Genomic DNA, 12190 nt, shown 5'->3' on the forward strand with positions numbered 1-12190 from the left:
CCTGGTCAGTCTTTGGCACGACAAAACTTAGTTGCTGACTTTAACGGTGACGATATTCCTGACCTGTTCGTTGCAGATCATGCAATTGGTCATCACGATGGCATTAGAGACAGTTATTTTTTGAGCCAACCCAATGGAACTTGGATGGAAAGCTCAAACACACATCTGAACGATCCAAACTATCAGATTTTTGATCACGGTGGCGCAGTTGGGGACATAGATGCAGATGGAGACGTAGACATTGTCCTCACCGAACTTGCAAACAAGCTGACTTGTTGGATCAATGATAGCTCTGGATCCATGTCTAGGCGGACATGTGGCGATGTTAATGCGTTCGCTATTGAGCTAGGAGATATGGATGGAGATGGTGACCTCGATTTGGTTCATGCTGGTCATGAATATGGAGGCTCTTCTCCAACAGGTATTGCTTTGAACGATGGTCGCGGCAATTTCACCCGTTCTGTTCGGTTGCCTACAATTGAGAGTTGGGGAACAGTCCCTGAATTGGGCCTATGGGACCTAGATACGGATGGCGATCTGGACATAATTTTGTCACGTGCGGGTATCTTATACGTTGGCACCGGTGTGCAAGTAATCGAGAACCTCGGCGACGGCTCCTATGGTTCCTCCTTCTATCCAATTGTTACTGCGCCAGATGGCTATGTTGCAGAACATGAAGGCAATGAATGGAACAATTTTATTGAAAACTTCCGATTTCATGATGTTGATAGGGATGGCCTTGTCGACGTGGCATTTATTGGCGGTGGGGGCGATGATCAACAAAACGCTCAGTTGGTGAGAAGGGCGTATCTCAAAAATCTTGGTGGATTGGCGTTTTCACATATTCCGGCAAATGATCCCACGAACCATGTGCTTCGTGTTCCTGAGAGCCTATTTGATGGAGACGGCAGCCGAGGCATAATTCTCAACAACGCTAGTATTCCCTTCGGCAATATCCACAGCGCGGCATTTAATGATTTCGTTGGTGACCACTCTGATCAGTCGTTCTCCATGGATGATTTCTTTACCTTAGCTTCACCAATCGAGTTGCCAACGTCTGGTGCGGTCATCACAGCAATGGGTAATCTAGAGATCCATGATCGTGTTTTAGCGGGCAAATATGATGTTGTTATCGAGTGGGCCGGTCGAGAATTCGTCGCGACATTTTGCCAAGAATATTACCCTCAATTCGACTTTCTTGCGAACCGGCTGGTGTTGGGAGCGGATCAGGGTTTTGGTGGTTTTGATGAATTGGCGCAGTTCGCAACCAACTCTTGTGCATTCTATCAAGGACGTGTCGCTGTCGGTGCTTGGGAAGCTGACCCTTCCATTTCTGTGACCGGTTTGGATGCCATTTTAAACGATCTAAACCGTCAAGAAGTTGGACTAGAGTTGATTGTTAAAATGCCAATGCTAACCGACGAGCAGCGCATAGAGGTGCTAACTACTGTGGGTGGCCAAGTTGTAGATATGCTTGGGAGTGAACAAGGCATTGAGGTGGTGGAAGGCAACGGTCAGTCCGGCTCAGATGAAACATCAAGCTCGGTTTTCCACACCAACTCTGCCGAGGCAGTTTGTAGTAACGGCGAACAGGCTGCATTTCATGTTTATCGCACTGGGTCGGATCAATGGTTTGTATACTTGCAGGGTGGTGGTCTAGCATCAGACGCTGAGGAGTATTTGTCTCGCGTCCCAAGCTGGACGACACCCCGCACTCAACCGGGCTATCTTCAAGACATGCCCGCCGTCGAAGATTTTCTCAACAAAGGCTACAATGTGGCAGTAATCCCCTATTGCTCGAATGACCTATACCAAGGTTCTCACACGCACACTATCCGTGGTGAAACGGTGTATTTCCGGGGACGAGCAATAGTAGAGGATGTCATCGACCAATTGGCTCCTGACCTGTCGGCTGCATCTCGTTTAGTATTTGGTGGCTCGAGTGCCGGAGCAATTGGATTGGGTTACAATGCTGACTTGATTAGTCAATTTGAAAACCCATACCTGCTGGTAGACAGTTTTTGGCTCGATACTGAATCCAGAGCTGTCCGAGATGGTTGGAGTGGGCCTAATTGGGATGCAATCGAACAGTTTGTATATGCCAACATGCCACAACACTGTGGATCACAATGGGCTAGTTGTTTTCCACAAAAGACACATTTTGACCGATATGGGTTTGAGAACGTGTTCTTCATTTGGAATATGGGCGATCCTTACATGAGAGGTGATACCAACGCTAATCGAGCGAGCATAGAAAGTGATCTTGCTTATTATGGACATGGTCTATCCATCCAAAATGGTGAAACTTTACATCCGGACTACGCGGATTTGGTTCACGGAATGCTTGTAAATGAGTTCTACGACTTCCCGATGAGTGGTGGATCTTTGAAAGAGCGGCTATGGGCCTGGTTGAACTAATTGATCTTACTCTCGAATGATGACCTGCAAAAAACTGCTGGCACCAATCCAAGAGGTGCCCGCCTGTATTTATAGAATCATGAGTAGATTGTGCCTGTGGTTTGGGGCACGCCAGTCCACTCCTTGGTGGTTACGATGAGCCAAGAAAACTCTCTTATCAAATTGCCCTATTTGGACCCATAAGCGCTGACGTAAGACAAACCTACATGCTTCATTGCGCGCCAAGGTCGGCTGAGCGCAGTTGAAGCTACAACCAAGAGATGCCTCGAGTCTCCAAGCGGCCCTGCACACGGCTAGGGTAGTCGGAAACAATCGCGTCAACACCAAAGTCGATCATTCGGTCGATGTCTTCTCGTTCGTTCACCGTCCAAACCGCCACCACAAGACCCAGCTTGTGTGCGTTGGCGACGGTCTCGGCAGTCACATCATTTACATAGGGACACCAAAGCGATCCACCGGCTTTGGCGACTAACGAAGGGATTTGGTGTTCGCGACCCGAAAAGTCTGGAGAGATGGACTTGGATGAGTCTTCGCCCACTTCGTCATCGTTATCGGGGAGTTGAGTGAGAAACGAGGTAGGGAATTCGGGTGCTTGATCCTGGCATTCGGCAAGCAAATTCCAATCAAAACTGTGAAGCAATGTGCGGTCCTGCATCCCAGCGGCGCGGACTTCGGCCACAACGCGGCTCACAAGCTCTTTGCGACATGCCTGATCGTGTGCGAATTCCGGGTCGGACTTAATTTCAAGCATGAGGTGCGCCGCATCGAACAGTGGTTGGTTTACGCAGTCGAGGAGCTCCACCAATCGCGGCACACGCAAGCCGTCCACCCTGGCCTGATCTGGGAAACGGCGTCCATAGGCGCTGGAGACATCAACCCGGCCGACGTCAAACCTCTGAAGCTGTTCCCATGTGACATCTGAGACCTTGGGTTCATCCTTCAGGAAGTTTCCGGCGCCATCTCGGAATGTGGGCGCGTGCAGTCGGTGATTGTGCGTGATAACCGGAACTTCGTCAGCGGTCAGAACCACATCAAATTCAAGCAAATATGCGCCCGTGGACATCGCAAACACAAAGCCCATCATAGTGTTTTCTGGCAAAATTCCGCGTGCGCCGCGATGCCCGACCACTCGGGTCACACCGTCTCGGCCACGAAACGCGTCCACCGCCGGAAATGGGCTCACGCCGTCAGCCTTTGACCCGTCGAAGGTTCAAACAAATGGATGTGCGCCGGGTCAATCGCAAACCGTCTTGTTGCCCCTTTGTCTCCGATTGCGTGGACGCCTGGCAGGCTTGCGGTAATGGCGCTCCCAGAGCTGCTCAGACGGCCGTGCAGCAGTGTGTTTGCACCCAGCGGTTCTGACATCTGAATATGCGCCTCAACGGGGCCCTGTTCGTCGGCGACAAGGTGTTCCGGGCGCATCCCCAATCTCACCGGTCCGTCGTCCCCATGCCCCGGCCCAATTCGAGCCCCCCCGAGCATCACGTCGCCGCCCACAACATCTGCGTCAAAGACATTCATGGCAGGGCTGCCGATGAACTGGGCGGCAAACAAAGTACGCGGCGTCTCGTATACCTCCAGCGGCGAGCCGACTTGTTCCGCGACGCCGCCATTCATAACAATCATCCGGTCAGCCATTGTCATGGCCTCGACCTGATCATGGGTCACGTAGAGCGATGTTATGCCCAGGTTTTCCTGCAACTCACGGATTTCCAGTCGCATCTGGACGCGTAGCTTTGCATCTAGGTTCGAGAGAGGTTCGTCAAAGAGGAACACCGCCGGTTCACGCACAATGGCGCGACCCATTGCAACGCGCTGACGTTGACCGCCTGACAGTTGGCGGGGCTTTCGATCCAGCAGAGCGTCGAGCTGTAAAAGTCTAGCCGCCTCTTCCACTTTCGCGTTTATTTGATCTTTGGGCATACCGGCGATCTTGAGCCCGTAGCCCATGTTCTGGCGGACCGACATATGCGGATAGAGCGCGTAGTTCTGGAACACCATCGCAATATCGCGATCCATCGGCTCTTTGTCATTGGCGCGCTCGCCGCCAATCAGAACGTCGCCCGACGTGACCGTTTCAAGCCCTGCAACCATCCGCAACAAAGTCGACTTACCACACCCCGATGGACCGACGATTACGATGAATTCCCCATCTTCGATGTCCATGTTGATTCCATGGATCACATCAGTGGCACCAAAGCTTTTCTTCACGTTCTTAAGGTTGACTGTTGCCATTTTATTTCTCGCTATCGACCAGTCCGCGGACGAAGAGTTTTTGCATCGAGACCACAACAATCACGGGTGGGATCATCGCCAGAATTGATGTCGCCATGATCGTCGGCCAATGCGCAAAGTCATCGCCTGAGGGGAACATTTGCTTGATGCCCATTACGATGGTATTCATTTCTGGATCGGTCGTTATGAGCAGCGGCCAAAGGTATTGGTTCCACCCATAAATGAACAAAATCACAAAGAGTGCCGCGATGTTTGTGCGGCTCATGGGGACGACGATATCAATGAAGAAACGCATTGGTCGGGCACCATCCACGCGCGCCGCTTCCGCAAGTTCGTCCGGAATGGTTAGGAAAAACTGACGAAAAAGGAACGTCGCGGTTGCAGAGGCAATGAGCGGAAAGATCAACCCTGAATAACTGTTGAGCATTCCAAAGCCGGCGACGACCTCAAATGTCGGAACGATGCGGACTTCGACCGGCAGCATGAGTGTGATGAATATCATCCAAAAGAATGTCGTCCGGCCGGGAAAGCGGAAATAGACAATCGCAAAAGCGCTCAGCAGAGAAATGACGATTTTACCGACAGCGATCCCAATCGCCATCACAAGGCTGTTTATCATCATGGTGCCGACAGGCACGTTAACGCCTGAGAACAACGCATTCTTATAGTTGATGAGGAACTGATCTCCTGGCCATACGGGCATGGGCGGGCGGATGATGTCCGCCTGCGTGACCGTGGATGCAACGAATGCCAGCCAGATCGGGAAGAAGATGATCAATACGCCGAAGATCATAAAAGCATGCGTCAGCCATATGCCGACACCGCGTTTTTCAACCATTCCACTGTGCTGCGCCATCAGTAGTGCACCCTCTTTTCAATGTACTTGAATTGGATGACCGTCAGAAGGCCGACGACCACAAGCAAGATCACAGACTGGGCAGACGACGAGCCCAAATCCTGACCGACAAAACCGTCCGAGAAGACTTTGTAGACGAGAATTGTCGTGGACTGTTGCGGCCCACCCGAGGTGATGGTGTGGATCACGCCGAAGGTTTCAAAAAACGAATAGACGATGTTCACGACCAACAGGAAAAACGCAGTCGGTGTGATCAGCGGCAACACAATCCCAAAGAAACGCCGCCAGAAATGTGCGCCATCAATGGCGGCGGCCTCAATCACCGAGCGTGGGACCGACTGCAAAGCTGCAAAGAAGAAGAGGAAGTTGTAGCTGATGCGACCCCAAGCGGATGCGACGACAACAAGCCCCATTGCCTCGCCGCCGTTCAAGACATGGTTCCAGTCATATCCCAATTGCCCGAGATACCACGACACGACGCCGACGCGCGTGTTGAACATGAACAGCCACAAAACACCGGCGACCGCTGGGGCGACGGCGTAGGGCCAGATCAGCATTGTTCGATAAACGCCCGAACCTTTGATCAACCTGTCGGCGACGACGGCCAGGAACAGGGCCGGGACCATGCTGCAGACGGTGACCAGAATGGAAAAGAAAGCCGTCGTTAAAAACGACGCGCGATAGAACCTATCGCTCAGAAGAAACTCGAAATTTCCCAGGCCGACAAACTGCGAAGACAAGCCGAAGGGATCCGGAATAAACAGCGACTGCCATATCGCTTGCACGGCCGGGTAGAAGAAGAAAACGGCCGAGATCAGGACCTGCGGCGCGATCAATGCCAGAGGCAGGAGCCAGCCACGAAATGTGACGCGTTTTTCCATGGGCCGTTCCGGTACGAAAGGACTGGGCGTCTCGCCCCGATTGGATCACAGGGGCGAGACGATCTTCACTTAGCGGTTGGCACTTTCAAAACGGCGCAGCAGTGCATCGCCGCGCTCTTTCGCGCTATCCATCGCTTCTTGTGCGGTTTTGTCACCCGACCATATGGCCTCGAGCTCTTCATCGATGATCCCGCGGATTTGATCAAAGGACCCAAGGCGCAAACCTTTCGAGTTTGCTGTCGGCTGCTTTGCAGTCATCTGGATGACAGCAATGTCGGTGCCTGGATTTTCATCATAGAAACCAGCGGCCCGCGTCGCGTCGCCAGCCTCGGCGGTGATCGGAAGATAGCCGGTATTCTGGTGCCAAGCTGCCTGAACGTCAGAGCTCGACAAGAAGCTCAGGAACTCTCCTACACCCTTGTATTCTTCAGCTTCATGACCGGACATGACCCACAAAGAAGCGCCACCAATGATGGTGTTTTGAGGTTCATCCGCTACGGCTTTCCAGTAAGGAAGTGGACGCACTTCAAAATCAAACTCTGCCTCGGCGTTGATACCCGCGTACCCAGCGGAGCTTTCTGTAAAGAGAGCACATTCGCCAGAGCGGAAGTTCGCACCACCTTCATTGCGGCGGCCTGTATAAATGAACTTACCGTCCTGAGCCCATTCCTGCATGGCCGACAGGTGCGCAACCTGCGCCGGGCCATTCAGCATAAGCTCAGTATCAAGTCCGGCAAATCCGTTGTCTTTGCTGGCGAACGGTACGTCATGATAGGCCGAGAAATTCTCAAGGTGAATCCAGCTTTGCCACGCTGTAACCAATGGGCAGTCTTCGCCACCCGCCTTCAATGCGTCCAGCGCCCCACCAACATTCTCCCAGGTGGAAAGATCCATGTCTGGGTCAACACCAGCAGCTTCAAACGCGTCGCGGTTTACCCAAAGAACAGGGGTTGATGAGTTGAAAGGCAAGGACAACATGTCGCCTTCTGTCGTCGTGTAGTAGCCCTTCACCGAGCCAATATAGGCATCGGGATCAAACGTGGCCCCACTTTCGGCCATCACTTCGTAGACTGGCCGAATGGCGCCCCCGGCGGCCATCATGGTCGCGGTACCAACCTCGAATACCATCAGAATATGGGGCTGCTCCTGCGCGCGGAACGCAGCAATGCCTGCGTTCAGCGTCTCAGAATAATTGCCTTTGTGGCTTTGCACGACTGTGTAGTCGCTTTGGCTTGCGTTGAAGTCTTCGACCTGTGCAGCAACGAGTTCGCCCAGGCGGCCCGTAAAGGCGTGCCAGAACTGAACTTCTATTTGCGCCGATGCCGCAATTGGCGTCAGCATTGTGGACACGGCTGCTAAGCCGAGCAAATGCGTTTTCATATTTTCCTCCCTTGCGCCGCGTTGGGCGCTTATGGCGTTGTGAACAGCTGGTACGCTGACGGTGCCCTTCGTGGCTAAAGACTACCTTGATTCAGGCATAATGCAAGGTGCTTCATGCTTGATGTTTTATAACATTATGTTATGTATTTTGAATACGCCGAAACCTGGCAACGACATGAAACACAGCAAAACCCCACGCATTCGCCAGCTTGAGGCACTCGTATCCGTCATCAGTAACGGCTCTATGACATCTGCGGCCGCAGACATGGGCATCAGCCAGCCGGCCATAAGCCGTCTGCTTTCCGATTTGGCAAAAGACTTCGACTTTCAGTTGTTTAATAAACGAGACGGGCAGCTCGTACCGTCGCAGGAAGTCCGGCTGCTCGAGCCCGATATCCGGCGTGTGATCGAGTTGATGCAGCAAATTGCAGGGGCAAGTTCGGAAATCACCAAACGCAAAGCGGGTCACATTCGCATCGCGTGTTTGCCTGGCTTCGCCACCAGCCACCTTCCGTCTGTTGTCGCGGAATTTCTATGCGAACGGCCGGGCATATCGATGACAATCGAACCCGACCGACCGGAAAGAATCCTCGAGTGGATGGTCACAGAGCAGTACGACTTTGGAATCACCGATGGTTTCTTCGGGCATCCCGCAGTGGACCGGACCGATATCAATGTGCGCACAGTGTGCATTTTTCCAAAAGATCATGATCTGGAGCGACTGGAACACGTGCGTCCACAAGACCTCAGGAAAGAACGCATCATACATACCCGCAAGGACAGCGTGTTCTTTCAGGAGCTGGAACGCTGCTTTAGGGAAGATCAGACTGAGCTCCTATCCTACATCGAAGTCCGGCAGTTTACAGCCGCCTGCGAGCTTGTTTGCCACGGCGCAGGTGTTTCCGTCGTCAGCGAGCTCGATGCTGCCAAGTATGTCGATCTGGGTTTGGATTTCCGACCTTTCCATCCAAAACTTCCCCACGTCATCTCTCTCGTCAGACCCAGCCATAAGATGCCGTCACTCATTGCTCTTGAGTTTATGGAAGACTTCATCACCAGCCTTGATCCGTATCTTATTTGAGTTCGCCTTCAGGCTTCTTTGTCCGCACAGTTTCAGTTCGCCACACTCTTGGTTTTGCTCCCGCAGCGAAAGTCCGGAATGACGGGCCGCGCTGCAGCATCGAGGAGACGAGCCAAGAGTCCGCAAAGAGCCGTCCCCGATGGTAACTGTGTAGCCCAGTCTGTGGATGCTGCGTTTTCACAAATGGCTGCGAAGAGCCCAAACATGCTCATTGGTCACAATGCAGCAATGACTGCTGCCGGAACTTTCCAGTCAGCGACATTTGCTTCGCTGACCGGTATCGTTTGGAGCTTGCTTACTGCAGTTGAAGGTTTTCAGCAGAAGATTTGCCGCTCATGCGATCTTCCACAATTTCAAACATAACCTTCGCGCCTTCTTTCAGGCTATCGAGGCCAGAGCGCTGAACCGCGCTGATATGGACGAACGTGTCACCGGTGCCGTTATCCAGCTCAATGAAGCCGTAGCCTTTGGTTTCGTTGAACCATTTTACAGTGCCTTTAGTCATGAGGTTTTCCTTTCAATGACGATTTGTGCCCGCCAGGATTGGCTGGGCTGCTTGCTGCTCTCAGGCAGCAGATTTCGTGAACTCACCGATGTTGGAGAACATACGGTTTAAGCCATCTCGGGCATGTTCCGGGTCGATCTTATGTTGTGGGTGAAAATCCCGCTTGCGGGATATGCTCCGCACAGGCGCTGGGGGCGCTGTCCGGCTTTCGGCATTGCCGAGGATTTTTCTGTTGGTCAATCGTATTTGGTCTCATGCCTTACAAGCGATCAATCGCCGTTGGCACTTGGTCTCTCTAATCTTCTAGGAAGCTCGTAGAAATAGCCGCCGTCGTTTATTTGCTCTCATGGAGCTACTCAAGACAACGATCTGGGGATCACGGACGAGAATACTTTACCGCTGATTTGGTCATCCACACGCGGCGTTGTCATTCAGCTAGAAGACACAGGTGAAGAAAGCAACAACTCATTTCAAAGCAGACATTGGCGCAAGGTCACAAAAGTCCGCTTCGTCCCGCAAAGCAGACCTTGGCCGCATCGTTTCTGGATGCCTGCCATGCGGTACTTTTCCGACCTTCAGGATGCCTAGTTAAATGTCGGCTTATGCCAATTGAAGATAGTTGGTTGCAGCATATAATCACTTCATCGGCCCTCGCGGCTGACATTCATTCCCACTTGATATGCATCGCCTCCGGTCCCCATGCATCAGGAAGTGCAAAGCCATCCCTGAATGGATCGTCGGGGTCTAGTGCAAGTTGGCTCATGCCATAGGTCCAGCACCGTCCGCTGACGTTGGGGAGAACTGCGGTTTTTCCATCGACTTCCGTCTCGCCTGTCAAGCTGACCCTGAATCTGGACCCAATGATTGAAACCGTAGTCATTTCCTCGCCAACCGCAAGTTCACCGCGTTTGTGAAGGACAGCGGAAATGGCGGAGCTGCCTGTGCCGCAAGGGGAGCGGTCAACGCGACCTGGCCAAAGCGTGCAGCAAGTGCGTATAGTATTCGCATCCAGCCTTTCGACAAATATCGCATAAGCGATGTGATCAATAGACGGAATTTCCGGGTGCTGCACGTCATACGCGGCGTTTGCAGCCTCTTTCATAGCCATGCCTGCCCGGACCAGATCAGCGGTGTGCTCGGGGGTGATGCTTATCCCCAGTTGTTCAACAGCGACGACTGCGTAGAAAACGCCACCAAATGCGATGTCAAAAGTAACTTCGCCCCATTCTTCCGTGGTAACCGTTTGATCCAGTGCGTCGACGAAAGATGGTATCATATCAAGCGAGACACGCTCGCATTTGCCGTCCTTACACTCAGCCGTCGCGGTCACAATTCCTGCTGGTGCCTCAAGGCGCAATACGGTTTTGGGTTCCTGCATTTCGATCATGCCTGTTTCCAACAAGGCATTTGCGACGCACATGGTATTGGCGCCAGACATAGGGTGAGCTTCATCCGCTTGCAGCACGATAAATCCCGCATCCGCTGATGGGTCACAGGGAGGTATCATCAGATTGACGGTTTGATTTACCGCGCCGCGCGGTTCAAGGCAAACGAACCGACGCAGGCTGTCATCAACCTTGTTAATATAGTCCATCTTTTCGGTCATAGTTTGTCCAGGGATGTCGTAGATCCCGGATGTGACAACTTTTCCGACTTCGCCTTCGCAATGCACATCAAGCAATTGCAACGTTTTTTTCCAGCGCAATTGGTATCCCCTTTACTGCTTGAATTTGTCGTTGGGGCTGCGCCACAATCAAGATTCTGCAACGTTCCAATTCGATACTAATTCGCAGTTTGTTGTATTTGACAATACCGCGCCTGGGAAAAGTATACTTTCCACCAGAAGAATTTGTGGGATCACATGTTCCTAGCAACGGACATTCGCGCGTGATGCAGCATCGGTCGTTAGGGGCTCAAAGTAACCTTTCGCTGCAATTTGAATCAATGATTGCTTTAGCCCAATGTCTAACGCCGAGATTTAAATACATGGAACCAAGAGCCGAGGACCGTGGGCATTGGATCACGCACCCACGTCTTGCTTATAGCGTTGCTGCGACATAGTTGGCGTTGGATGATTTTGCTCCGGTCGTGGTCCGTGGACCGGCGGTAGGGGTTACTGTGCCCAACCCATGCAGTTGATCCGCAGGACCATGGACCGGGGGCCCCCATCATAAGGCCCCGCGCCTCGGACCACGGGGCTTTAGTATTAGCGTTGTAAATTCATTGGGCTGGAGTTTTGTTCGCCGCCACTAACTGAGGAAGCAGACATTGCCCTATCCAAGCACTAACGTCTGCTATGCGGACTTTTCCGACCTTCAGGATGCCTAGTTAAATGTCGGCTTATGCCAATTGAAGATAGTTGGATGCAGCATATAATCGCTTCATCGGCCCGCGCGGCTGACATTCATTCCCACTTGATATGCATCGCCTCCGGTCCCCATGCATCAGGAAGTGCAAAGCCATCCCTGAATGGATCGTCGGGGTCTAGTGCAAGTTGGCTCATGCCATAGGTCCAGCACCGTCCGCTGACGTTGGGGAGAACTGCGGTTTTTCCATCGACTTCCGTCTCGCCTGTCAAGCTGACCCTGAATCTGGACCCAATGATTGAAACCGTAGTCATTTCCTCGCCAACCGCAAGTTCACCGCGTTTGTGAAGGACAGCGGAAATGGCGGAGCTGCCTGTGCCGCAAGGGGAGCGGTCAACGCGACCTGGCCAAAGCGTGCAGCAAGTTCGTACAGTATTCGCATCCAGCCTTTCGACAAATATCGCATAAGCGATGTGATCAATAGACGGAATTTCCGGGTGCTGCACGTCATACGCGGCGTTTGCAGCC

10 protein-coding genes are annotated in these 12190 nt (G+C 52.5%); 2 read left to right on the forward strand and 8 right to left on the reverse strand.

What is annotated here, in order from left to right; all coding sequences use genetic code 11:
* The coding region (locus ACTF5F_RS13320) for a pectin acetylesterase-family hydrolase (RefSeq protein WP_438957355.1) at positions 1 to 2418 on the forward strand (2418 nt) is incomplete at its 5' end.
* Positions 2419 to 2665: 247 nt separating this feature from the next.
* On the opposite strand, the gene ACTF5F_RS13325 is transcribed toward ACTF5F_RS13320, so the two are convergent.
* The 5 genes from ACTF5F_RS13325 to ugpB all read right to left on the reverse strand — a co-directional run bounded on the left by ACTF5F_RS13325 (position 2666) and on the right by ugpB (position 7770).
* A complete protein-coding gene (locus tag ACTF5F_RS13325) occupies positions 2666 to 3601 on the reverse strand; it encodes a glycerophosphodiester phosphodiesterase family protein (protein WP_438957356.1) in 936 nt (311 codons plus the stop codon).
* On the reverse strand, positions 3598 to 4653 hold the full coding sequence (locus tag ACTF5F_RS13330) for an ABC transporter ATP-binding protein (protein ID WP_438957357.1): 1056 nt from the start codon (positions 4651 to 4653) through the stop codon (positions 3598 to 3600). Before ACTF5F_RS13330 ends, ACTF5F_RS13325 begins: the two co-directional genes overlap by 4 nt.
* 1 nt (position 4654) lies before the next feature.
* Entirely contained in the window at positions 4655 to 5491 is an 837-nt protein-coding gene (gene ugpE, locus ACTF5F_RS13335) for a sn-glycerol-3-phosphate ABC transporter permease UgpE (RefSeq protein WP_438957364.1), read from the reverse strand.
* Between the two features lie 17 nt (positions 5492 to 5508).
* Positions 5509 to 6390, reverse strand: coding sequence for a sn-glycerol-3-phosphate ABC transporter permease UgpA (ugpA, locus tag ACTF5F_RS13340; protein WP_438957358.1), 882 nt, complete (start codon positions 6388 to 6390; stop codon positions 5509 to 5511).
* 69 nt (positions 6391 to 6459) lie between these two features.
* Positions 6460 to 7770 carry a sn-glycerol-3-phosphate ABC transporter substrate-binding protein UgpB gene (gene ugpB, locus ACTF5F_RS13345; RefSeq protein WP_438957359.1) on the reverse strand — a complete coding sequence of 437 codons (1311 nt, stop codon included), beginning with the start codon at positions 7768 to 7770 and terminating at the stop codon, positions 6460 to 6462.
* A 70-nt stretch (positions 7771 to 7840) separates the two neighbouring features.
* Here ugpB and ACTF5F_RS13350 point away from each other — a divergent pair, with 70 nt between their 5' ends.
* Entirely contained in the window at positions 7841 to 8851 is a 1011-nt protein-coding gene (locus ACTF5F_RS13350) for a LysR substrate-binding domain-containing protein (protein ID WP_438957360.1), read from the forward strand.
* Between the two features lie 295 nt (positions 8852 to 9146).
* Here the strand turns inward: ACTF5F_RS13350 and ACTF5F_RS13355 are convergent, their stop codons facing one another.
* From ACTF5F_RS13355 to ACTF5F_RS13365, 3 genes are all read right to left on the reverse strand, one after another.
* Positions 9147 to 9356 carry a cold-shock protein gene (locus ACTF5F_RS13355; RefSeq protein ID WP_438957361.1) on the reverse strand — a complete coding sequence of 70 codons (210 nt, stop codon included), beginning with the start codon at positions 9354 to 9356 and terminating at the stop codon, positions 9147 to 9149.
* A gap of 664 nt (positions 9357 to 10020) precedes the next feature.
* Positions 10021 to 11061 (reverse strand): proline racemase family protein, encoded by a 1041-nt coding sequence (locus ACTF5F_RS13360; RefSeq protein WP_438957362.1) that lies wholly within the window; start codon positions 11059 to 11061, stop codon positions 10021 to 10023.
* Positions 11062 to 11760: 699 nt separating this feature from the next.
* Positions 11761 to 12190: proline racemase family protein (locus tag ACTF5F_RS13365; RefSeq protein ID WP_438957363.1), on the reverse strand; the 430-nt coding region annotated here is incomplete at its 5' end.

This window comes from Cognatiyoonia sp. (assembly GCF_965661665.1).
Classification (GTDB): domain Bacteria; phylum Pseudomonadota; class Alphaproteobacteria; order Rhodobacterales; family Rhodobacteraceae; genus Cognatiyoonia.

What these genes read in the sequence shown, in the direction of transcription:
- ACTF5F_RS13355 (WP_438957361.1), bottom strand. Translation starts at nt 9,356, where the DNA reads ATGACTAAAGGCACTGTAAAATGGTTCAACGAAACCAAAGGCTACGGC.
- ACTF5F_RS13330 (WP_438957357.1), bottom strand. Translation starts at nt 4,653, where the DNA reads ATGGCAACAGTCAACCTTAAGAACGTGAAGAAAAGCTTTGGTGCCACT.
- ugpE (WP_438957364.1), bottom strand. Translation starts at nt 5,491, where the DNA reads ATGGTTGAAAAACGCGGTGTCGGCATATGGCTGACGCATGCTTTTATG.
- ugpB (WP_438957359.1), bottom strand. Translation starts at nt 7,770, where the DNA reads ATGAAAACGCATTTGCTCGGCTTAGCAGCCGTGTCCACAATGCTGACG.
- ugpA (WP_438957358.1), bottom strand. Translation starts at nt 6,390, where the DNA reads ATGGAAAAACGCGTCACATTTCGTGGCTGGCTCCTGCCTCTGGCATTG.